Consider the following 22,007-nt stretch of genomic DNA (forward strand, 5'->3'; position numbering starts at 1 on the left):
TTGCTGCAACTTCGCCGCAGGCTGGTGAGAGACCGCCTCCTTCGCCCCCTCCGAACGCCCCTTGCGAAACCGCCGCTCCCCCCGCGCGCGCCCCTTCCAGTAACTCTTGCGCTAGCGCTTACTGCCCCGCTGCCCCTTCGGCCCCTAGATCCGCGACCGGCACTTGCTGCACCGGCGCGCCTCCCGGCCCCCGCTCCGCGCCTGCTTCCGGCACTGGCCCGGGCGTTTGTTGCGGTACCGCTTCCTTCACCAGCCCCGGCATCTGCGGCACCGCTTCCCCGACCAGCCCCGGCGGCTCTTGCGGAACCGCTTGCGCGGGCGGGGCCTGCTGCACCGCTTGCGCGGGCCGGGCCTGCTGCACCGGCTGGGCCTGTTGCAGCCCTTCCGCGGGCTGGGCTTGCACTGCTTGCGGGGGCTGTACCGGCTGGGCCGGTTCGGCCTGCTGCACCGATGGCACTTGTTGGCTCGGCTGGCCTTGCTGCATCGATTGCGCGGGCTGTGCCTGTTGTATCGGCTGCGGCGGCTGCTGCATCGGTTGTGCGGGTTGCATCGGCTGCCCCGGTTGCTGGGCCTTTTCCAGGAATCGCAGGAGTTCCACCGGGAACGGCAGGACGAGCGTGGAGTTCTTCTCCGCGGCGACCGCCACCACTGTCTGGAGCAGGCGCAGCTGCAGGGCGGCCGGCTGTTCGGACATCTCCTTGGCCGCTTCTGCGAGTTTCTTGGAGGCCTGGAGTTCGGCGTCCGCGTTGATGATCCGGGCTCGCCGCTCCCGGTCGGCCTCGGCCTGGCGGGCCATCGAGCGCTTCATGGTGTCGGGCAGGGACACGTCCTTGATCTCGACGCGGTCGATCTGCACGCCCCAGCCGACGGCGGGGCTGTCGATCATCAGCTCCAGGCCTTCGTTGAGCTTCTCCCGGTTGGACAGCAGATCGTCCAGCTCGCTCTTGCCGATGATCGAGCGCAGGGACGTCTGGGCCATCTGCGAGACGGCGAAACGGTAGTCCTCGACGTTGATGATCGCGGCTGCGGCGTCCACCACCCGGAAGTACACGACGGCGTCGACCCGCACGGTCACGTTGTCGCGGGTGATGCCCTCCTGGCCGGGGATGGGCATCGTCACGATCTGCAGGTTGACCTTGCGCAGCCGGTCCACGGCGGGGATGACGAGGGTGAGCCCCGGTGCGCGGACGTCTCCGTGCAGCCGGCCGAGCCGCAGGACCACTCCGCGCTCGTACTGCTTGACGACCCGTGCGGCGGCGCCGAGGTACACGGCGGCTCCGGCGGCGACCGCCGCTGCCGCGCCCAGCAACTCCTGGAGCATGACGACCCCCTCGTACAGAGGTTCGTGACAGCCGTTTCTGTCTGCTTCTGCCAACGATATGCCCGCTGTCCGGCCCGGGGCCACGCCCCGGGCCGGACAGCGGGCAGCACAGCAGGTTCTGCCGCTGTGGGCGGCGCTACACGGGTGAGACCGGTTGTGTGACCGTTACCGGCTCCGTGACCTTCACCGGCTCGGTGCCGACCGCGCTGTGTCGTTCGGCCCATGTCTCGAGGGCTGTACGGCAGGCGTGGTCGAGGTGGTGCAGGCCGGAGAGGTCCACCTCGACCGGGCGGTCCTGGGGGAGGGCCTCCAGGCTGTCGAGGATCTTCGGCAGGCGCAGGAAGGTCGCGTTTCCCGTCAGATACGCCTGGACCGGGCCGGCCCCCTTGTCGACGATCGCCAGCTTGAGGTGGGAGGCCTCCCAGGCGGTCTTGACCACGGCCAGCGCCAGACCGATGAGGACGCCCTCGAACATGCTGACCGCGACGATCGACACGGCGGTGACGACGAGGATCAGTGCTTCGCCGCGGTGCTCGCGCCACAGGCCCGCGACCGTCCGCACGGGCACGAGCTTGGTGCCCGCGTGCACGAGGATGCCGGCCAGCGCCGGGATGGGGATGTAGGCCAGCGCACTGGGCAGCAGGGCCGCGAAGAGCAGCAGCCACACGCCGTGCAGCACGCGGGACGCCTTCGTGCGAGCGCCCGCCTGCACGTTGGCGGCGCTGCGCACGATCACCGCGGTCATCGGCAGTGCGCCGAGGATCCCGCAGATCGTGTTGCCCGCGCCCTGCGCCATCAGTTCCTTGTCGTACTCGGTGCGTGGGCCGTCGTGCAGCCGGTCCACGGCCGCCGCGCTGAACAGCGACTCGGCGGACGCGATCAGGGTGAAGGCGATGATCGTGCCGAGCAGGCCGATGCTCGCCAGGTCTGCGAAGGCGCTGAGCGGCGGGGGCTGGAGGGAGCCCAGCAGGCCCTGGACCTCGACGGTGGCCACCGGCAGGTCCAGCAGCAGGGCGGCGAGCGTCGCCAGACCCACCGCGGCGAGCGGGCCCGGCACGGTGCGCACCTTCGCCGGCAACCGCTTCCACAACACCAGCACCGCGATGGTGCCGGCGCCGAGCAGGAGCGAGGCGGACGCGGCGGCGTCGCCGACGGCGTCCACGAGTGCCTCGGGCAGTCCGGCGATCTTCTCCACGCCGGACTCGGGAGCCTTGCCGCCGACCATCGAATACAGCTGCCCGGCGATCAGCACCAGGCCGATTCCGGCCAGCATGCCCTCGACGACCGAGACCGAGATGGCCCGGAAGTAGCGGCCCAGTTTCAGGGCGCCCATGGCGAGTTGCAGCACGCCCGTGGCGAGGACGATCACTCCGAGGGCGGGCAGGCCGAACTCCTGCACCGCCTCGTAGACCAGTACGGTCAGACCGGCGGCGGGACCGGACACCTGCAGGGAGCTGCCCCGAAGGAGACCGGTGACGATGCCGCCGACGATGCCGGTGACGAGTCCGAGCTCGGCCGGCACGCCGGAGGCCACGGCCACGCCCACGCACAGCGGGAGCGCGACCAGGAACACCACGAGGGAAGCGGCGAAGTCCTGCTTGAGGTAGGGGAACCGGGATATTCGACCGGAAGCGTCGTTGTTCATCGCGGCGCTCACAGGGCCTCGAAGGCGTCGGTGTCCACGTGGTGTTCGCGTACGGCACCGGTGTGCACCTCGTAGTACCAGCCGCGGACCCGGATCCGGCCGTCGGCCAGCCGCTTCTCCACGCAGGGGTAGGAGCGCAGCCGCAGCAGCTGGGCGAGCACATGGTTCTGCACCGCCCGCATGACCGTCGGGTCGTCGGGGTCGGCGGCCCCCGGTTCGTCCGCGGCGTGCGCGAGCCAGTCGCGTACGGCGGGGACGCCGTCGAGGTCGTCGCCGCGCACCAGCGCGCCCACGGCGCCGCAGTGCGAGTGGCCGCAGACCACGATGTCGCGGACGCCGAGCACCTCCACGGCGTATTCGATGGTGGCCGCTTCGCCGGTGGGGCGGTCGGAGCCGTAGGGGGGCACGATGTTGCCGGCGGTGCGCAGTTCGAAGAGCTCGCCCGGGCGGGCGCCCGTGATCAGGGCCGGAACGACGCGCGAGTCGGAGCAGGTGATGAACAGGACCTGCGGGGACTGGCCTTCGGCGAGTTTGGCGAACTCCTCAGGGCGCTGTCCGAACGTACGGGCGTTGTCGATGAGGGGCTGCATGACGTGGTGACTCCTCCTGGCGCGCCGTGGGGGCGCGTCGGATGTGCAGGACACAGGACAGGTGGGGGAAGTGCTGTTCTGCTCTGCTCGCTCAGCAGCGGAAGACCTGAAGTCCCGCCGGGGAGTGGGCCGTCGAGGATCTCGACGGGCGATGGTGACCGTCGCCGGGCCGGGCCGGCTGATGCGCGGCCGCCGGATCCAGTGACCGCAGCGTGCGCTCGGGCTCCTGCGGGGTCGACGCGGCGGAGGCGCTCGTGGTGGCGCGGTTGCGGTCGCGGGTGCGCAGGGGGTCGGCGGGACCGCCGGAGCGGTCGCAGTCGCGGTGCGTGACGGTCTCTTCACGCATCGCCTTGCCGGAGGGCTTGATTCCGGGCTTGGTCTTGGCCTCGGCGTGACGCATCGTGTGCGCGTGTGCGAAGGAAGACGTGGGTGCGAAGAACGGGAGGGCGAGGAGCAGGGCGGCGAGGACCGAGATCACGGTCCGGGCCGTCGTACCACGGAACATGCGCCTCCCTCCTCACGCTTCGCGTCTCTAGTCCAGACCAACGGCTGGTCAACGACTGGTCAAGAAACACGTTAACCCTGCAACGTTGTTTGCAGGGTTAACTCCACGTTTCCAGATGAGGTGCGCCTCAAAAAAGAGGGATGGATGGCGGAAACCGGCTCTTGACCCGGCATCCATGATCGCTTAATGGACCTCGACGAGCCGCCTGGCATCGCGGGCCAGCGCCGTGAGGCGGGAGATCGCGCGGAAGTACTTCTTGCGGTAACCGCCGTTCAGCATCTCCTCGCTGAACAGCCGGTCGAACGGGAGCCCCGACGCTAGGACCGGGACCTCGCGGTCGTAGAGCCGGTCGGCCAGGACCACCAGCCTGAGCGCCGTGGACTGGTCGGGCACCGGCCGCACGTCCGTGAGGCACACCGCCCTCAAGCCGTCGGTCAGCGCGCCGTAACGGCTCGGGTGGACCTTGGCGAGGTGCTCCAGCAGATGCGGGAAGTCGTCGAGCGAGGCGCCCTCGGCCGCGTACGCCGCCTTGGTCACCTGCTCGTCGGAGAACGGCGCCGGCGCCTCGGGCAGGCCCCGGTGGCGGTAGTCCTCGCCGTCGATGCGCAGAGCGCGGAAGTGCGCCGACAGCCCCTGGATCTCGCGCAGGAAGTCAGCGGCCGCGAACCGGCCCTCGCCGAGCTTGCCGGGCAGCGTGTTGGAGGTGGCGGCGAGCGCGACGCCCGCCTCGACCAGCTTGCCGAGCAGCGTCGACACGAGAACGGTGTCTCCCGGATCGTCCAGCTCGAACTCGTCGATGCACAGCAGACGGTGCCCGGACAGGGTGCGCACCGTCTGCTGGAAGCCCAGGGCGCCGACGAGGTTGGTCAGCTCGACGAACGTGCCGAACGCCTTGAGCGCGGGCTCGGCCGGGGTCGCGTGCCACAAGGACGCCAGGAGGTGCGTCTTGCCGACGCCGTAACCACCGTCCAGGTAGACCCCGCGCGGTCCGGCGGGCGTGCGGGGCGCCTTCGTCCGGCCGAAGCCGAAGAACCCCCGCCTGGCGGCGCCCGTCGCGTGCGCCCCGCCCAGTCCGGCCGCGAAGTTCTCCAGCACGCCGACCGCCTCGGTCTGGCTGGGCTGGTTCGGGTCCGGGACGTAGGTGCTGAAACGGACCGAGTCGAAGCGCGGAGGCGGCACCATCTCGGCCACCAGCCGGTCCGCGGGGACATGCGGCTGACGGGTGCAGAGGGACACCGGAGCCGCGTCGGCTATCGGGCTGAGACCGGGGGCGGGGGAGGAGGACGACACGGTTCCCCATGCTACGGGGCGTGCCAGACTGCCTGACATGCGACGGCTGTTCCCTGTGACCGACCAGACAGTGCCGACCCACTCCGGCGGGACCCCTCTCGGGGCCCGGGATGAGGGGGGTGACGCGGCTCAGGACCGTGAGTGGAGCCTCGACGAGCTCGCCGACGCCTACGCCTATCCGGAGCCCGTCCCCGGGGAGCCGCGGCCCTGGCTGCGGGCGAACATGGTGTCCACGCTCGACGGCGCGGCCCAGCACGAAGGGCGCTCGCAGCCCATCTCCACCGCCGCCGACATGCGCATCTTCGGCACACTGCGAGGGCTCGCGGACGTGGTCGTCGTCGGTGCGGAAACGGTACGCCTGGAGGGTTACCGTCCCGCACGCGCGCGTGCCGAGTTCGCTCGGCGGCGCGAGGAGGCCGGGCAGGGGCCCGCGCCGGCCGTCGCGGTCGTCACGGCCGGACTCGATCTGGACTTCACGCTCCCCCTCTTCACCTCGCCCCTGGTCCCCACCCTGATCCTGACGGGCGCCGCCGCCGCGCTCGACAAGGTCGCGGCGGCGGAGCGCGCGGGCGCGCGCGTGGTGATCGCCGGCGACGGCATGGGCGTCGAGCCGGACCGGGCGGTCCGTGCCCTCGGCGACCTCGGACACACCCGGCTGCTGACCGAGGGCGGCCCCCGGCTGCTGGGGCAGTTCGTCGCCGCGGGGGTGCTGGACGAGCTCTGTCTGACGGTCTCGCCGATGCTCACCGTCGGCGACGCGCAGCGGATCGCGGGCGGACCGTCGCTCGCGGTTCCGCAGCGGTTCGCCCTGGCGGCCCTCCTGGAGGAGGAGGGTTTCCTCTTCGGCAGGTATCGGCGGCCATGACGCCGGATATGGGTCAGTGTCGGCGTCGGGGTCCCGAATCGGCGGAATCAACCGTTCCGTTTGGTCTCCGGCGGGCACACTGAGTTTCGCAGCCTCCCGTGCGAGCACGGGGAAGGATGGTTTCCGCAGGGCCTGAACGGCCCACGGAGGACAGAGGGCCACGGGGGCCCTCGAAGGAGAATGGGGCGCTGGTGTTCACAAGCGTGTTGATGATCGAGAAGGCCCTGACGTCCGCCGACGTGGAGTTCGTCACCACCTTGCACGGAGACGATCCGGTCTCCTTCCACGTGCTGCTCCAGCCACGGGGCGACCAGGCGGACCGCTTGCTGCGGGCCATCGACGACGTGGCCCTCGGCGAACTGGACGAGGCGGCCCGGGAGAACGAGACGCCGGAGGGCGACGAGGCCAAGGGCTTCGGCGTGCGGGCTCTGGAGGTCTCCCTCCAGGCGCTGCAGGCCTCCGGCAGCCCGGCGGTGGGCCGGCTGGTGGAGGACCACCCGCTGGACGCGTTGAAGTCCCTCGTCGCGGAGGCCGGGGCGGACGAGGTGATCGTGCTGACCGATCCCCACTACGTGGAGGAGTTCTTCCACCGGGACTGGGCTTCCCGGGCGCGGCACAAGGTCGGCGTGCCGGTGCTGAAACTGTTCTCGCACAGCAAGGCATAGGGCGAGCCGCCGGACCGGGCGGCCGAGGTGGCCCAGGCAGCCGAGGTGGCCCCAGGCAGCCCAGGCAGCCCAGGCGGCCGAGGCGACTGCTCAGGGGTGAGGCCCGCCGCCGCGCTCGTCTGCTCGGCCCTGCCCGGCCCGGGAAACGCGCGCGGCGCGGCGCTGTGGAAACTCGACAGGCCAGATGCGGGGAGCCGGTGGGCCGACGGGGGCAGGTGGGGCACGGCTCCTCGCGGCCCGAGTCGGCCGCGGCGGCGCCCGCCCCATAGGGTGGGGACGCACTGGACCGTCGTAGCGCACCTTGGGAGACAGCACATGGCACCCGGCCTTCCTACCGCCATGGACCGACCGCACTTCATCGGCATCGGCGGGGCCGGGATGTCGGGGATCGCGAAGATCCTCGCCCAGCGCGGGGCGAAGGTGGCGGGCAGCGACGCCAAGGAGTCGGAGACGGCGGCGGCACTGCGGGCGCTCGGGGCGACCGTGCACATCGGGCACGCGGCCGGGCATCTGGCCGACGACGCGAGCTGCGTCGTCGTGTCGTCGGCGATCCGCGCCGACAACCCGGAACTCGCCCGCGCGGCCGAGCTCGGCATTCCGGTGGTCCACCGTTCGGACGCGCTTGCCCGGCTGATGGACGGGCTGCGTCCGATCGCCGTCGCCGGCACGCACGGCAAGACGACGACCACGTCCATGCTGGCGGTGTCGCTGTCCGAGCTCGGGCTGAACCCGTCGTACGCGATCGGCGGCGACCTGGACGCGCCCGGTTCCAACGCCCTGCACGGCGAGGGCGAGATCTTCGTGGCCGAGGCGGACGAATCCGACCGCAGCTTCCACAAGTACGCGCCCGAGGTCGCCATCGTCCTCAACGTCGAACTCGACCACCACGCCAACTACGCCTCGATGGACGAGATCTACGAGTCCTTCGAGACCTTCGCCCGGAAGATCGTGCCCGGCGGCACACTGGTGATCACCGCCGACCACGAGGGCGCCCGCGAACTGACCCGGCGCGTCGAGGGCGTGCGGGTGGTGACGTACGGGGAGGCCGCGGACGCCGACGTGCGGGTCCTCTCCGTCGTCCCGCAGGGGCTGAAGAGCGAGGTGACCGTCGTGCTGGAGGGCGAGGAGCTCACCTTCGCCGTCTCGGTGCCCGGCCGCCACTACGCGCACAACGCCGTCGCCGCGCTGGCGGCGGGCGTCGCCCTGGGCGTCCCGGCCGCGGAGCTCGCCCCGGCTCTCGCCGCGTACACGGGCGTCAAGCGGCGGCTGCAGCTCAAGGGCGAAGCGGCAGGTGTCCAGGTCGTGGACTCCTATGCCCACCATCCGACCGAGATGACGGCCGACCTCGAAGCGATGCGCGCGGCGGTCGGCGACGCCCGCATCCTCGTCCTCTTCCAGCCGCACCTGTTCTCCCGGACGCAGGAACTCGGCACGGAGATGGGACAGGCGCTGGCCCTGGCGGACGCATCCGTCGTCCTCGACATCTACCCGGCCCGCGAGGACCCGATCCCGGGCGTGACCAGCGAGCTGATCATCGACGCGGCGCGCGCGGCGGGCGCCGACGTGACGGCCGTCCACGACAAGGACGACGCGCCGTCCGTGATCGCGGGAATGGCGAAGGCCGGTGATCTCGTTCTCACCATGGGCGCGGGAGATGTGACCGACCTGGGCCCGCGCATCCTGGACCGTCTTTCGCAGTGAGGGGCTGAGGCTCATGTCGTACGACGTCGAAAAGCCGGACGAGCAGTGGCGGGCGGAGCTGACGCCTGCCGAGTACGCCGTCCTGCGTCAGGCGGCGACCGAGCCCGCGTTCACCGGTGAGTACACCGACACGAAGGCCAAGGGCGTCTACTCCTGTCGGGCCTGCGGCGCGGAACTGTTCACCTCCGACACCAAGTTCGAGTCCCACTGCGGCTGGCCGTCCTTCTTCGACCCCAAGGACACCGACGCGGTGGAGCTGATCGAGGACCGCACGCACGGGATGGTGCGCACCGAGGTGCGCTGCGCCCGCTGCGGCTCTCACCTCGGACACGTGTTCGCGGGCGAGGGGTATGCGACCCCGACCGACCAGCGGTACTGCATCAACAGCATCTCGCTGCGGCTCGCGGAGGACGACCAGAGCTGACGGCGGACGAGCGAGCGGAGCTCAGGGCGGACGAGTCGAGCTCAGGGCCCCGACAGCTGACGGTGACGACCGAGGGCCGACGGCGACCACGACGGGTCTCGGCGACGGCTGGCCGGCCGCTGACGGCGACCACGACGGGTCTCGGCGACGGCTGGCCGCTGATCGCTGTCGGTGCTCACAGCAGCTCTCGCTGCACGAGCGCCGACAGCACCAGCATCCCCGGCAGCAGCGGCACCCACACGGTCAGCGCCCGGTAGCCGACGACCGTCGCCGTGGCCAGGGGCAGCGGGGTGCCGTAGCCGACCAGGGTGAAGACCAGGGCTGCGTCGACCGGGCCGATGCCGCAGGCGCGGGGACGGCGCCGGCCGCCGTGCTCGCCGCGAGGAACGCGAACAGCAACTGCGGCCAGGACAGGGGCGGACTCAGCGCCGTTCCCACCGAGGCCACCACGCTCGCCTGGATCAACGGGGCCGCGACCGCTCCGCCCCACAGGGGCAGAAAGCGCGAGGGACGGCTGTGCAGCCGCCGGGCATCGGTGAGCGCCGTACGGACGAAGTCCAGGGCGGGCCGGCGCAGAGGCCGTACGAGGACGTAGACCACCGCGGCCGCCACGGGTGCCAGCAGGAGGCCGACGGCGGCCAGGACCAGCGTGCGGCCCTCCGGGACAAGCCGGACCGGGGGCGCGGCGGTGGGCGCGGCGAGCACGAAGATCAGTACCAACGGAGTCTTCGCCGCCGCTCTGACCAGGGAGTACAGGGCGATCGAGGCAGTGGCCCGGGGCAGTGGGACGCCTTGGCGCAGCAGGAACCGGACGCTGACCGCGTGGGCGCCGATGCTCGCGGGCAGCACATGGTTCGCGGCGCCCGCGGCGATCTGAGAGGCCACCAGCAGGCCGGGCGGCAGCCGCTCGGGGATCGCGCCCTGACGGACACACGCCGCGGCGACCGCACCCAGGTAGGTGAGGAGGAGCCCGGCCAGCAGCCACCAGGGGTCGGCGACGGCCAGCCGGGCGGCGCCGTCGTGCACGGCACGCCGGTCGAGCGCTGCCCACACCGCGAGGAGCAGCGGCGGAAACAGGCCGAGGGCGCGGCGGGCCGCGGTCGCGCCCGGTGTGCGGCGGCTTAGGCGGACGTCCGCGACCGGGTGCGTCGACGCGGTCTCGTCCAGGGGCAGCAGGGACACGGCGCACGTCGTCCTTCCGCGTCGTGACCGCGCGGCGGCGGCGTGACGGATCGAGGGCGAGCCCGGGGAGGGAACGGGGGAGCGGTTCCCCTCGGGTGTGTCGGTGCGGTGTCCGGCGGCCGAGGGAGCGCGGGCCGAGGGGTGACCGCGGAGCGGTGGTGCGGGGGTGGTGCTGTGTAAGCGCAGGAGAGGTGCGCTGAGGCTGTGTGATTTCTGCCCGCGCACCCCGCGGTTCATCCCGGCCACTCGCGGAGGTTCACCTCGCCGGCAGCACCGAAGGCCCCTCCCGGTGAAGGTTGGTGAGGGACCGTCAGGTCGCGTTCGGCTTGGCTGGGTCTCGCCTACGTGATGCCGCCGCGCACTCGCGGGGAGTCGGCCCGACCCGGTCCCGCCTGACCCGACCCGTCCCGCCCAGCCTCGCCAGGTCTCGCCCCCCGGGGCCCGGCGACCCCGCGCCCCCTGTCACAGTGGCAGCGTCACCGAGAACACCGTGGTTTTCGCCGTGGGGCTCAGTTTCAGTGAGCCTCCGTGTGCCTGGACCAGGGAGCGGGCGACCGACAGGCCCAGACCGCTGCCGCCGCGATCGCGGCTGCGGGCCTTGTCGACGCGGTAGAAACGGTCGAAAACGCTGTCGCGATCGTCGGGCGGGATGCCGGGGCCCTGGTCGGCCACGTGGACCCGCGCGGCGTCCGGCGAGACGGTCACCTCGACGCGGACCGGCGTGCCCGCCGGGGTGTGCACGGCGGCGTTGGTGAGGAGATTGTCCAGCACCTGGCGGATGCGGTGCGGGTCCATCCGCAGCGGTACGGCGTCGGGGCCCGGCATCACGGTCAGCGGATGGCCGGGGTGGCTCGCGCGAAACGCGTCGGCCGCCTGCTCGACCAGCTCCACCAGATCGGCGTTCTCCATTCGCAGCGGCGTCTCCACCTCGGCCGCGTCCAGACGGGCCAGCAACAGCAGGTCGTCAAGGAGAAAGCCCATACGGGCGGCCTCGGCGCGCAGTCGGGCCAGGTGCTTGTCACGCTCCTCGGGCGCGTTGGCGGCCGCGTACTGGAAAAGGTCGGCGTAACCGCGTACTGACATCAGGGGGGTGCGCAGCTCGTGCGAGGCGTCGGCGACGAAACGCCGCAGCCGCTGCTCGGCCTCGGCGCGCACGGCGAGGGAGTCGTCGAAGTGCTCCAGCATCGTGTTGAAGGCCGTGCGCAGCTCCTCCACCTCGGGGCCGCCGCCGAGGGCGTCCGCGCGCAGGGGGACACGGGACGCCGACTCGGTCAGGTCGTGGGAGGCGATGCCGTGCGCGGTGCGCGCCATGTCGCTGAGCGGTTTCAGCCCGCGCCGCAGCAGGGCTCGGCCGAACACCACGAGCGCCAGCAGGGCCAGGCCGAAGGTGACGACCTGGATCGTGATCAACTGGCCGACGGTGTCCTCGAGGTCGTCCATGGGGGCGCCGCTGACCAGCACCACCCCGGGCTCCACCTCGCAGGCGCGCAGCCGGTAGTCGCCCTGCCCCGTGATGTGCCCCGTGCTCAGCACTTCGGCGTCGGAGGCGGTCTGCGCCTTGGCCAGGGCGGTGAGGTCGTCGACGTCCTGGGGCACGTCACTGGGGTCCTCGGGCTTGCGCAGCACTGGCTCGCCTGCGCGTATGTCGTACACGGCGTAGTACCAGCCCCAGTACTTCTTCCCGGCCAGCGACCCGGAGTCCACGATGCTCTTGGACTGGGCGACCTGGGCGATCGCGAGCTGGTCGTCGAGCTGGGCCGACAGGTAGTCGCGCATATAGGTGGTCAGGGCCGTTCCTACCACCGCGAACACCACCAGCGACAGCGCGCCCAGACCGAGAGCCAGCCGCGTGCCGAGCCGCAGCCGCCGGTAGGACTGCCGGTGCCAGGCGATCACTCGGCCGCCTGCCGGATGACGTATCCGAAACCGCGTACCGTCTGGATCAGCGGATCGTCGCCCGTAGCGTCGAGCTTGCGGCGCAACCGGCTGACGACGAGTTCGACGACGTTGGAACGTCCGCCGAAACCGTATTCCCAGACATGGTCGAGGATCTGCGCCTTGGTGAGCACGGTCGGGGACTTCCGCATCAGATAACGCAGCACCTCGTACTCGGTGGGGGTCAGCGTCAGGAGCTTTCCGTCGCGCCGGACCTCCCGGGTGTCCTCCTCCATGACGAGATCCGCCACCCGCAGCACGGAACGCTGGAAACCGGGCCCGGCGCTGCGCCGCAGCACGGTCCGCAGCCGCGCCATCAGCTCTTCCACAGCAAACGGTTTCACCAGGTAGTCGTCCCCGCCCCGGGTCAGCCCGGCCACGCGGTCGGCGACCCCGTCGCGCGCCGTGAGGAAGACGACCGGCACCATCGTGCCGGAGCGCCGCAGACGGTCGAGCACGCCGAAGCCGTCGAGGTCGGGCAGCATCAGGTCGAGCACCACGATGTCAGGATGGAAGTCGGCGGCGCGACGCAGCGCTTCCTCTCCGGAGTTCGCGGTGACCGCGTCCCAGCCCTCGTAGCGGGCGACCGTCGCCACGAGGTCGGCGATCGGCGGGTCGTCGTCCACGACGAGGAGTCGTACTTTTTCCACCCGCTCATAGTGCGCCACGCGCCCCCCGACGCGAGACCCGCGTCCGCCCTGCGCGCGCATCGATAAGCTCTTGAAAGTTGTACGACAGGAAAACGACAGCAAAGCACGGCGAAGCTCTGTTACCTGAGGCCCCGATCTAGGAGTTTCCGTCCGTGACGACCGTTCAATCGCCTCCCGCGCCCCCCACGGCGATACGCCCGAGAGTGGTGGCCCGCACAGGCCTGTACGCCGTTCTGGCCGCGAACGCGGCCGTCGTGACCTGGTTCGCCGTGCAGGCGGGCTTCGCCTCCAACACGCTCGTCGTCGTAGGCCGGTTCGCCGGCCTGTACGCCGCCCTGCTGATGGCGTTCCAGCTGTTGCTGGTGGCCCGGCTGCCCTGGCTGGACCGCCGCATCGGCATGGACCGGCTGACCAACTGGCACCGCTGGACCGGCTTCGGTCTGCTGTGGACGCTGGTCGGACACGTGGTCTTCATCGCCTTCGGTTATGCCGAGTCCTCCTCGATGAACCCCGTGAGCCAGATCGTCGACCTCGCCGAAACCGTCGAAGGCGTTTTCCGCGCGGTCGTCGCGATGGGACTGATCCTGGTGATCGGCGGCGCCTCGGCCCGCTGGGCCCGCCGCCGGCTCGCCTACGAGACCTGGCACTTCATCCACCTGTACGCCTACGTCGCCGTGGTGCTGGCCTTCACCCACCAGGTCGCGGCGGGGACGACGTTCACCTCGTCGTCCGCCGCCACGGCCTACTGGTACGCGGTGTGGGGCGTCGCCCTGGGCTCCGTCCTGCTGGGCCGCCTCGTCCTGCCCCTGTGGCGGAACTGGCGGCACCAACTGCGCGTCGAGGCGGTCGTACCCGAGGCCGGCAACGTCGTCAGCGTGTACATCACCGGCCGCGACCTGGACAAGATGCCCGCCCGGGCCGGCCAGTTCTTCCTGTGGCGATTCCTTACCAGGGACCGCTGGTGGCAGGCGAACCCCTTCTCCCTGTCGGCCGCACCCGACGGCACCCGCCTGCGGCTGACCGCGAAAGCGGCCGGCGAGGGCTCCGCGAGCCTGCGTCACCTCGCACCCGGCACCCGCGTCTTCGCCGAAGGCCCCTACGGAGCCTTCACCGCGATGCACCGCACCCGCCCGGAGGCCGTGCTCATCGCCGGCGGCGTCGGCGTGACCCCGATCCGGGCCCTGCTGGAGGAGATCCACGGGCACGCGGTCGTCATCTACCGGGTGGCCGGCGAGCGCGACGCCGTCCTCTACGACGAGCTGCGCGAGCTGGCGCTCGCCAAGGGCGCCGAACTGCACCTGGTCACCGGGCCGTCGGCCCCCGACCGGCTGGCGCCTCGCGAACTGGCCGCGCTGGTACCGGACATCGCGCAGCGCGACGTCTTCCTGTGCGGACCGCCGCCGATGATGAACGCGGTCCTCGGCACCCTGCGCGAGCTCGACGTGCCCAAGCCGCAGATCCATTTCGAGCGCTTCAGCCTGGCGGGATGAGAGAGACATCGTGAAGCGAGCACTGCCTGTCCTGGTCCTGTCCGTGGCGGGTCTGATCCCGGTCTGGCGCTATGCCCCGTCGACCGGTACGACCTCCACCACCCAAGCCGTCTCGACGCCCCCCGCGTCCTCCGACGGCTCGTCCTCCACCTCCCCCTCGGGGTCGCCGGTCCTCACCGGCACGACCGTGACGACGGAGAAAGGCGATGTGCAGGTCCAGGTCACCTACGACGGCGACAAGATCACGGCTGTGAGGATGCTCAAGCAGCCGAACCATCCGCAGACGACGGCCGCAGTGCCGAAGCTGATTGCGGAAACGCTTACAGCACAGAGTGCGGACATAGACACCGTTTCCGGTGCGACCCTCACCAGCGACGGCTACAAGGAGTCCCTGCAGGCGGCGATCGACGCGAAGGGGGCCTGACGTTGCAGCGCGTCGAGCACGTCATGGGGTTCCCGGTCTCCCTGCGGATCGACGACCCCCTCGTCGCCGAGGAGACCGCCGGGGAGAGCGGGGACGCCGTGTTCGCCTGGCTGCGCGCGGTCGACGAACGGTTCAGCCCCTTCAAGGCCGGCAGTGAGGTGTCCCGGTACGACCGGGGCGAGTTGTCGGCCGACGAGCTCAGCGCCGACCTCGTGGACGTCCTCGACATCTGCGAGCGCTACCGGGCGGCCACCGGCGGCGCCTTCGACGTCCGGCTGCCCGGCCGCGGCCTCGACCCCTGCGCAGTGGTCAAGGGCTGGTCCGTGCAACGCGCTGCCGACCTGCTGACCAGCGCCGGACTCAGCCGGTTCTGCCTCAACGCCGGCGGCGACGTGGTCGTCTCCGGCGGCCCCTGGCGGGTGGGCGTGCGGCACCCCGAACTCGCCGACAGGCTGTGCGTCGTCCTCGACCTCACCGACGCCGCGGTCGCCACCTCCGCACGCTACGAACGCGGCGACCACATCCTCGACGGACGCACCGGACGGCCGGTCACCGGCATCGACAGCCTCACCGTCGTGGCCCCGACCCTCACGGAGGCCGACACCGTCGCGACCGCCGCCTTCGCCCTGGGCCCGGAGGGCGTCGAGTGGGCGGCGGCGCAGGAGGATTGCGAGGTGTACGCAGTGTTGCCCGGTGGGCGCGTACTGCGCAGCGGCGGCTTCCCGACGTCAGACGCAGCGGCCGCGTGAGCGTCACGGCGGGGGCGCTGGGAACGGCTGTGTGGCTCCTCGGATGGGGCGCGGCCGTCGTCGCCTGGACCCCGGGCCGAGGACGACGCACCCTACCGCGCCAACGCCGGTGCCGCTGAAGGCGGAGGGGCGTCCTCCCGGGCGGGAGCGGGCGGCGGGGCGAGGGTCGTCATGACGCGTGCTCCAGGTGGGTGTCGGCCACTTGCGTCCGTCGTTCGGGACACGCCGAGTTCGTGGGGTCCGGTGCCGCGCCTCGCGGTGTCGTCGTCGGTTGCCGTGGCTCGGCGATGAAGCCCTCCGCCGCCCTGCGACGCACGGCGCCGGATCCCGCTCTCCGGTCGGCCTGATCCCTAGGAATGACCCTGGGCGGGCGGGGAGGAGGCCGGCGCCGTGTCGGCGAGGGCATGGGTCTCGTCGGGCGCCGGCGTCGGCGCCACGACCGCGACCGAGCGCTGTCGGACGCCTCTCACCTTCGTCTCGTTCATGGCCATGACGATCGGGGGCCTGTCTGTGGGAACCCTGAGCCGTTCCTGAGGGATGAGTGAGATCCGGCGGACTCACAAGGCGCGCACAGGCAGAAACCGTTCTCACAACACCGGCTGTCCCATCGGCGCCCGACCGGTCGGCATCGTGGCGACCGTGCGGTATGTCCGGCGGGCCGGGAGACGGAGAGCTCATCTGGTAAGCGGTCTAGACTCTCCCCGCAATGACCTGGACTCGATCGGTCGAGTGCGGGCGGAAATTGCCAGACCCGAAGGGTATTCGGCGTTTTGATACGGATAGATTCAGTCACCAAGCGGTACCCGGACGGCACGGTGGCGGTCGACCGGCTCTCCCTCGACATACCGGACCGTTCGATCACCGTCCTGGTCGGCCCCTCGGGCTGCGGCAAGACGACCACCCTGCGGATGATCAACAGGATGGTCGAGCCCAGCGAGGGCGCGATCCTCATCGACGGCGTCGACAGCCGGCAGCAGTCGGTCAACACCCTTCGCCGTGGCATGGGTTACGTCATCCAGAACGCCGGACTCTTCCAGCACCGCACGATCGTCGACAACATCGCCACCGTGCCCCGGATGCTCGGCTGGAGCAAGGACAGGGCCCGCACAAGGGCCCGCGAGCTGATGGAACGGGTGGGGCTCGACGCCTCGTTCGCGAAGCGGTACCCCTACCAGCTGTCCGGCGGCCAGCAGCAGCGCGTCGGCGTGGCCCGGGCGCTCGCCGCCGATCCGCCCGTGCTGCTGATGGACGAGCCCTTCTCCGCTGTCGACCCGGTCGTCCGCAAGGGGCTGCAGGATGAACTTCTGCGCATCCAGGCGGAGTTGGGCAAGACGATCGTCTTCGTCACCCACGACATCGACGAGGCCGTCAAGCTGGGCACGATGGTCGCCGTGCTGCGCACCGGAGGCAGGCTCGCCCAGTTCGCGCCGCCCGCCGAGCTGCTGTCCGACCCCGCCGACGCGTTCGTCGAGGACTTCCTCGGCGCCGACCGCGGCATCCGGCGCCTGTCGTTCTTCTCCTCCGCCGACCTGGAGCTGCTCACCGCCCCGGTCGTGGCGATCGACGCCACCGCCGAACAGATCGCCGCCCGCGGCACGACCGAGGCCCCCTACGTCCTCGTCACCGGTCTGGACGGCCGTCCGCTCGGCTGGAGCGAGCCCGACCGGCTGACGGCAGGGCAGGTCGACGTCGGCGGACTGCTGTCGTGCGGACGGCCGTTCGTCGCCGGCCAGGACTCGCTGAGAGCGGCGCTGGACTGCGCCGTCCTGTCGCCCACCGGCTGGGCCGTCGCCGTGGACGACGAGGGCAGGGCCGCCGGAGTCGTCTCGCAGGCCTCCATCGCCGAGGCCATCCGCGGCGCCCACGCGGCGGGCCGTGAGGAGCCGCGGACCACCGGAGCCGGCACCCGGAAGGTCATCCGGTGAACCGCTTCTTCGACATCCCGAGCGACCTCCAGCACGACTGGCTCGGCCTGATCGGGCTGCACTTGCGCGAGGCCCTGCTGCCGGTGCTGGCCGGGCTGCTGCTCGCGCTCCCGCTGGCCCAGCTGTGCGTGCGTCTGCGCTGGCTGTACCCGCCCGTGCTGTGGGTGACGACCGTGCTCTACGCGATCCCGTCCCTGGCCTTCTTCGTCGTCCTCATCGACTACACCGGGCAGACCGAGCTCACCGTCATGATCCCGCTCACGATCTACACCCTCGTGGTGCTCGTGCCGGCGATCGTCGACGGCGTCCGCTCGGTGCCGCAGGAGACCCTGGCCGCCGCGACCGCCATGGGCTTCGGCCCCGTACGCCGTTACGTCCAGGTCCAGTTGCCGATCGCGGTGCCCGCCATCATCGCCGGTCTGCGGGTGGCGACCGTGTCCAGCATCAGCCTCGTCAGCGTGGGCATGCTGATCGGCAACCAGGGCGCGCTCGGCAACCTGCTGCACGACGCGCAGATCTACAACCGGCCCGAACTCGCCTGGAACTCCGTGCTCACCAGCGCCGCCCTCGCGGTCCTGGCCGACGCCCTCCTGGTCGTCGTGCGCGTCCTGCTCACCCCCTGGATGCCGAGCGGCACGAGCGGCGGCCGGTCCAGGGGTGCAGGCGTCCGGCCGGACCCGGCCGTGCCCGCCCTGGAGGACGCAGCCCGGTGAACGTACTCAATTTCGTCAGCGCTTTCTTCAGCGACAGCGCCCACTGGCACGGTTACGACGGAATTCCCACCCGCGTCTGGGAACACGTCCAGTACTCCCTGGAAGCGCTTGCACTCGCTGCCGCCATCGGACTTCCCGTGGGCCTGATGACCGGCCACTACGGACGAGGCGGAAACGTCCTTTCTCTGGTGGCCACCGCGGCCCGGGCCCTGCCCACCTTCGGCCTGCTGGTCGTGACGACCATCGTGCTCGGCTTCGGCATGCTGCCGGTGATGATCCCGCTCGTCATCCTCGCCGTCCCGCCGATCCTGGTCACCACCTACGAGGCGGTGCGCTCCGTCGACCCGTCCCCGGTGGACGCCGCTCGCGGCATGGGCATGCGCGAGACCGACGTCCTGCTGCGCGTCGAACTGCCCGTCGCACTCCCGCTGATCTTCGGCGGACTGCGCTCGGCGGCCATCCAGATCGTCTCCACGGCCACCATCGCCGCGTACGTCAGCCTCGGCGGCCTCGGACGCTACATCGTCGACGGTCTCTACCAGCACGACTACGAGAAGGTCGTGGGCGGTGCCGCCCTGGTCGCCGGTCTTGCACTGGTGACCCTCGCGTTGTTCTGGGCGGCGACCAAGGCGGCCGTCTCACCCGGGGTGCGCAGGAGCAACTAGGGCGCGTATCGAGCTGTGGGGAAGGGGTGGTCCTCGTGAGGTCCTGGAGCCGGATCAGCGAGGCGCGCAGGTAGCGAACGGCCGGCGAGGAAGCTGCCCGGGGCCTTGTCGTCCCGGGCGGCGATGCCTCGCCAGGCCTTGAGCCTGTTGACCGGACGCCGGACCGTCTTCCTCCATCGTGGTTGCGCACATGCGGCCGGTCGGTCGACGCACAGGTCGGATCAGTCGCGCGCGGTGGCCGGCACACCGGTGACGGCGGTGAGCCGGAGCTTGGTCTCGTCCTCGCTGCCGGGCACAGCGGTCATGATGACGATCTTGAGCTCCCGGTCGCCGTCGGTCAGGACGTCGCAGTCGACCATGACCGGGCCCACCGACGGGTGGTCGATCGTCTTGCGGTCCTCGCGGTGCGCGGCCACCTCTCCGGTCGCCCACAGCTCGGCGAACCTCGTGTTGCCCGCGTTCAGTTCACGGATCAGCGCAGCCAAGCGACTGTCCTGAGGAAATCGACCCGTGGCCCGGCGCAGGTCGGAGACGACGGCGGCATCAGTGGCGTCGCGGTCCGTCTCGGTCACCGGCCACAGCGCGAGGCGGGCGGGGCCGGCGTCCACCGGGAACCTGTCGCGGGCGAAGTTGCGCAGCCGAGGCGGCGAGGCGGCAGGGTCGCCCAGCAGGGACGCCCACCCACGGTTCCACCACACCAGTTGCCAGTCCGCCGCGAACACGGCGACCGCCAGGTCTGCGAGGCGGGCGAGCACCCGCTGCACGCCGGGCGGAAGTTGGTCGGAGACCGCCCCGCCCACCGGCGTCACGAGCTGGGCGAGCCGGTACAGATGGTCCCGCTCGGCCGTGGACAGCTGCAGGGCGCGCGCGAGGGACGCCACCACCGACGCTGACGGTGTCGTGGCCCGCCCCTGCTCCAGGCGCACGATGTAGTCGACCGATACCCCGGCGAGGTCGGCCAGTTCCTCGCGCCGCAGCCCGGCCGCCCGGCGTCCGCGGGCCACCGGCAGCCCGGCGGCCGACGGGGGGAGCCGGTCCCGCCAGGTGCGGATCATCGCGCCCAGTCCGGTTCCGGGTGTCGTCGACATGATCTCCATCCTTCCGCATCCCCGGTCGTGCGGGTGGGCGCAAGGGTGGTACTGGTCGTCCTACCGTCGAAGCGTCCCTGGCCCACCCGCCTCGACGAGGCGAGCATCGACCGCATGACGATCACCTTCATCACCGGAGCCAACAAAGGGCTCGGCCGCGAGACCGCCCGTCGCCTGATCGAGTGCGGCCACACCGTGCTCGTCGGAGCCCGCGACCGCGGGCAGGGCGAGGAGACCGCGGCCACCCTCGGCGCACGCCACGTCCTCATCGACGTGACCGACGACGCGTCCGTGGCCGCCGCCGCCGCGAACATCGCCGAACGCGAGGGCAGGATCGACGTCCTGATCAACAACGCCGGTGTGCACGGCCCCGTCGGCGATCCCGGGGACCTCACCGCCGCCGACGCTTTCGCCGTCCTCGACGTCAACGTCATCGGCGTCGTCCGCACCACCACCGCATTCCTGCCGTTGCTGCGCCGCTCGGACGACCCTGTGATCGTCAACGTCAGCAGCGGTATGGGCTCCCTCGCCCTCACCCACGACCCCGACCGGCCCGAGTCGCACGTCGTCGCGCCGCTGTACACCTCCTCGAAGGCGGCGCTGACGATGTTGACCACGCAGTACGCCAAGGGACTCGAGGGCATCCGCGTCAACGCCGCCGACCCCGGCTACACCGCGACCGACCTCAACGGTCACAGCGGTCCCCAAACCGTCACCGAAGGCACGGACGCGATCGTCGCTCTCGCCACCGAGAAGTCCGGTGCAGGCACCGGACGCTTCGTATCCCGCCATGGCCAGATCGCCTGGTCCTGAAACCGACCGTGCCGCACCGGTCGAGCCGGGCAGCAGCCCTCGCCGGACCGAACCGTGGCGGCCGCAGACCAACGGCACAATCGCATACTTTCACCGCGCCCTGCTCGACGAACGGCCCTGCCCGCCGGCCCCGGACGTCGGACATCGGACGCCGGGCCGCGTTTCCCGACCGGCCGGACCGGTACGACTGCCGCCGACTCCATGCCGGCATCGGCAGCCACCCACCGGCCGGCCGCGTCACCAACCTCTTCGTTTCTGTTCGTTTCTCTTCGTTCTCTTCGTTCTGTCCGGGCCGTGTTCGCCTCGTCAGCGCTCCGAACGGGCCAGAGCCTGTTCCAGCACGACGAGCAGCGCGTCGCGTACCGAGCCGCGCTCGCGCGCGTCGAAGACCAGCAGCGGCACGCCGTCCGAGACGTCGAGGGCCCAGCGGACCTCCTCCAGCGTGTGCGCCACCTGCCCGTCGAAAGCGTTTACAGCAACGGCGAACGGGATGTGCTTGTGCTCGAAGTAGTCGACGGCGGCGTAGCAGTCGTCGAGCCGGCGGGTGTCGACGATGACCAGCCCGCCGACCGCGCCCTCCACGATGTCGTCCCACATGAACCCGAACCGCTCCTGTCCGGGCGTGCCGAACAGATACAGCTTCAGGGTCGGGTCGATGGTGATGCAGCCGAAGTCCATCGCGACCGTCGTGGTGGTCTTGCGGGGGGTGTGGCTGAGGTCGTCCACACCCGCCGCGACCTCGGTGATCGCGGCCTCGGTGGTCAGCGGCTCGATCTCGGAGATCGAGCCGACGGCGGTGGTCTTGCCCACGCCGAAACCGCCCGCGATCACCAGTTTCACCGGCAGCGGCGGCCGTACGGCGGACTGGCCGGCCGAGGCGCGGACCAGCGGTTCAGTCGGTGTCACGGAGTACTCCCCGGGAGTCGGGGATGGCCCGCAGGCCATCGATAACCCTGCGCAGGACGGACGCGTCGTGGGTGACGCCGGAGTCGGGCACGTGCACGGACAGCTGCCCCGCCGTCCGCAGGTCCTCGGCGAGGACCCGCACCACGTTCAGGTGCAGCCGCAGCCGGGCCGCGATCTCCGCGATCGACTGCGGGACGCGGCAGGCGGCGACGATGTCGTGCTGCTCGAAGGAGAGCCGGCCGAGCGCGTCGATCCCGTCGGTGGTGGCCACCAACTGGGTCTCCACGGGCATCGTCCGGCCGGACGACGCCTCGCCCGAGCCGCCCGCGACCCGTCCGGCGGTGACCAGGAAGGGCCGGACGGCGGGCGCGGGCCCGACGGGGGCGACGCCGTCCTCGCCGGCCCCGCGCGGGGTGCGGCCGTCCGCCATCGGTGTTCGCTTTCTCTACGGTGGCACGCGG

Annotated in this window: 23 protein-coding genes; 11 read left to right on the forward strand and 12 right to left on the reverse strand. The window is 71.3% G+C overall.

The genetic code is table 11. The features are described from left to right. Positions 1–118: 118 nt before the first annotated feature. The 5 genes from BG482_RS44950 to zapE all read right to left on the reverse strand — a co-directional run bounded on the left by BG482_RS44950 (position 119) and on the right by zapE (position 5,351). Positions 119–1,321 carry a slipin family protein gene (locus tag BG482_RS44950; protein ID WP_079141582.1) on the reverse strand — a complete coding sequence of 401 codons (1,203 nt, stop codon included), beginning with the start codon at positions 1,319–1,321 and terminating at the stop codon, positions 119–121. A 136-nt stretch (positions 1,322–1,457) separates the two neighbouring features. Beyond that, positions 1,458–2,966: a SulP family inorganic anion transporter gene (locus BG482_RS04865; RefSeq protein WP_069767647.1), complete on the reverse strand. Its 1,509-nt coding sequence runs from the start codon at positions 2,964–2,966 to the stop codon at positions 1,458–1,460. 8 nt (positions 2,967–2,974) lie between these two features. Next, positions 2,975–3,556: a carbonic anhydrase gene (locus BG482_RS04870; RefSeq protein WP_069767576.1), complete on the reverse strand. Its 582-nt coding sequence runs from the start codon at positions 3,554–3,556 to the stop codon at positions 2,975–2,977. Positions 3,557–3,647: 91 nt separating this feature from the next. Then, positions 3,648–4,061, reverse strand: coding sequence for a hypothetical protein (locus tag BG482_RS04875; protein ID WP_069767577.1), 414 nt, complete (start codon positions 4,059–4,061; stop codon positions 3,648–3,650). 183 nt (positions 4,062–4,244) lie between these two features. Then, entirely contained in the window at positions 4,245–5,351 is a 1,107-nt protein-coding gene (zapE, locus tag BG482_RS04880) for a cell division protein ZapE (RefSeq protein WP_069767578.1), read from the reverse strand. Between the two features lie 37 nt (positions 5,352–5,388). Between zapE and BG482_RS04885 the strand changes: the two genes are divergently transcribed. The 4 genes from BG482_RS04885 (at position 5,389) to msrB (ending at position 9,006) form a co-directional block, all read left to right on the forward strand. After that, complete coding sequence (locus tag BG482_RS04885; RefSeq protein WP_069767579.1) at positions 5,389–6,216, forward strand: pyrimidine reductase family protein; 828 nt, start codon at positions 5,389–5,391, stop codon at positions 6,214–6,216. Positions 6,217–6,407: 191 nt separating this feature from the next. Continuing rightward, positions 6,408–6,881 (forward strand): indole-3-glycerol phosphate synthase, encoded by a 474-nt coding sequence (locus BG482_RS04890; RefSeq protein WP_176741307.1) that lies wholly within the window; start codon positions 6,408–6,410, stop codon positions 6,879–6,881. 315 nt (positions 6,882–7,196) lie between these two features. Beyond that, positions 7,197–8,582 carry a UDP-N-acetylmuramate--L-alanine ligase gene (murC, locus tag BG482_RS04895; protein WP_079141583.1) on the forward strand — a complete coding sequence of 462 codons (1,386 nt, stop codon included), beginning with the start codon at positions 7,197–7,199 and terminating at the stop codon, positions 8,580–8,582. A gap of 13 nt (positions 8,583–8,595) precedes the next feature. Further along, positions 8,596–9,006 (forward strand): peptide-methionine (R)-S-oxide reductase MsrB, encoded by a 411-nt coding sequence (gene msrB / locus BG482_RS04900; protein WP_069767582.1) that lies wholly within the window; start codon positions 8,596–8,598, stop codon positions 9,004–9,006. A gap of 243 nt (positions 9,007–9,249) precedes the next feature. Here the strand turns inward: msrB and BG482_RS04905 are convergent, their stop codons facing one another. The 3 genes from BG482_RS04905 to BG482_RS04915 form a co-directional block, all read right to left on the reverse strand. Further along, a complete protein-coding gene (locus BG482_RS04905) occupies positions 9,250–10,188 on the reverse strand; it encodes a lysylphosphatidylglycerol synthase domain-containing protein (RefSeq protein ID WP_370745748.1) in 939 nt (312 codons plus the stop codon). 462 nt (positions 10,189–10,650) lie between these two features. Next, positions 10,651–12,084 carry a cell wall metabolism sensor histidine kinase WalK gene (locus BG482_RS04910; protein ID WP_069767583.1) on the reverse strand — a complete coding sequence of 478 codons (1,434 nt, stop codon included), beginning with the start codon at positions 12,082–12,084 and terminating at the stop codon, positions 10,651–10,653. Further along, positions 12,081–12,833, reverse strand: a complete 753-nt coding sequence (locus BG482_RS04915) for a response regulator transcription factor (RefSeq protein ID WP_079141584.1) — start codon at positions 12,831–12,833, stop codon at positions 12,081–12,083. The genes BG482_RS04910 and BG482_RS04915 overlap by 4 nt, the downstream gene beginning before the upstream one ends. 92 nt (positions 12,834–12,925) lie before the next feature. Between BG482_RS04915 and BG482_RS04920 the strand changes: the two genes are divergently transcribed. Genes BG482_RS04920 through BG482_RS04930 form a run of 3 tightly spaced genes read left to right on the forward strand, consistent with a single transcriptional unit; the run spans position 12,926 to position 15,436 of the window. Next, complete coding sequence (locus tag BG482_RS04920) at positions 12,926–14,263, forward strand: ferric reductase-like transmembrane domain-containing protein (protein WP_079141585.1); 1,338 nt, start codon at positions 12,926–12,928, stop codon at positions 14,261–14,263. Between the two features lie 10 nt (positions 14,264–14,273). Continuing rightward, positions 14,274–14,687, forward strand: coding sequence for an FMN-binding protein (locus tag BG482_RS04925; protein WP_069767586.1), 414 nt, complete (start codon positions 14,274–14,276; stop codon positions 14,685–14,687). 23 nt (positions 14,688–14,710) lie between these two features. Further along, complete coding sequence (locus BG482_RS04930; RefSeq protein WP_079141593.1) at positions 14,711–15,436, forward strand: FAD:protein FMN transferase; 726 nt, start codon at positions 14,711–14,713, stop codon at positions 15,434–15,436. A gap of 350 nt (positions 15,437–15,786) precedes the next feature. Here BG482_RS04930 and BG482_RS44955 read toward each other — a convergent pair whose 3' ends face one another. Continuing rightward, positions 15,787–15,921: a hypothetical protein gene (locus BG482_RS44955; RefSeq protein WP_256096259.1), complete on the reverse strand. Its 135-nt coding sequence runs from the start codon at positions 15,919–15,921 to the stop codon at positions 15,787–15,789. A gap of 285 nt (positions 15,922–16,206) precedes the next feature. Here BG482_RS44955 and BG482_RS04935 point away from each other — a divergent pair, with 285 nt between their 5' ends. From BG482_RS04935 to BG482_RS04945, 3 genes are read left to right on the forward strand one after another with little or no spacing between them, the layout of a single operon-like run. Continuing rightward, positions 16,207–17,361 (forward strand): ABC transporter ATP-binding protein, encoded by a 1,155-nt coding sequence (locus BG482_RS04935; RefSeq protein ID WP_079141586.1) that lies wholly within the window; start codon positions 16,207–16,209, stop codon positions 17,359–17,361. Continuing rightward, positions 17,358–18,074, forward strand: a complete 717-nt coding sequence (locus tag BG482_RS04940; RefSeq protein ID WP_069767589.1) for an ABC transporter permease — start codon at positions 17,358–17,360, stop codon at positions 18,072–18,074. Before BG482_RS04935 ends, BG482_RS04940 begins: the two co-directional genes overlap by 4 nt. Beyond that, positions 18,071–18,739: an ABC transporter permease gene (locus BG482_RS04945; RefSeq protein ID WP_069767590.1), complete on the forward strand. Its 669-nt coding sequence runs from the start codon at positions 18,071–18,073 to the stop codon at positions 18,737–18,739. The genes BG482_RS04940 and BG482_RS04945 overlap by 4 nt, the downstream gene beginning before the upstream one ends. 221 nt (positions 18,740–18,960) lie before the next feature. On the opposite strand, the gene BG482_RS04950 is transcribed toward BG482_RS04945, so the two are convergent. Continuing rightward, positions 18,961–19,827, reverse strand: coding sequence for a helix-turn-helix transcriptional regulator (locus tag BG482_RS04950; RefSeq protein ID WP_079141594.1), 867 nt, complete (start codon positions 19,825–19,827; stop codon positions 18,961–18,963). Positions 19,828–19,941: 114 nt separating this feature from the next. Between BG482_RS04950 and BG482_RS04955 the strand changes: the two genes are divergently transcribed. Next, positions 19,942–20,640: an SDR family NAD(P)-dependent oxidoreductase gene (locus tag BG482_RS04955; protein ID WP_069767648.1), complete on the forward strand. Its 699-nt coding sequence runs from the start codon at positions 19,942–19,944 to the stop codon at positions 20,638–20,640. A gap of 306 nt (positions 20,641–20,946) precedes the next feature. Here BG482_RS04955 and BG482_RS04960 read toward each other — a convergent pair whose 3' ends face one another. Further along, positions 20,947–21,546 (reverse strand): ATP/GTP-binding protein, encoded by a 600-nt coding sequence (locus tag BG482_RS04960; RefSeq protein WP_069767592.1) that lies wholly within the window; start codon positions 21,544–21,546, stop codon positions 20,947–20,949. Next, positions 21,533–21,976 carry a DUF742 domain-containing protein gene (locus BG482_RS04965; protein WP_069767593.1) on the reverse strand — a complete coding sequence of 148 codons (444 nt, stop codon included), beginning with the start codon at positions 21,974–21,976 and terminating at the stop codon, positions 21,533–21,535. Before BG482_RS04965 ends, BG482_RS04960 begins: the two co-directional genes overlap by 14 nt. Positions 21,977–22,007 lie beyond the last annotated feature (31 nt).

Source organism: Streptomyces sp. LUP30, from assembly GCF_001746365.1.
GTDB lineage: Bacteria > Actinomycetota > Actinomycetes > Streptomycetales > Streptomycetaceae > Streptomyces.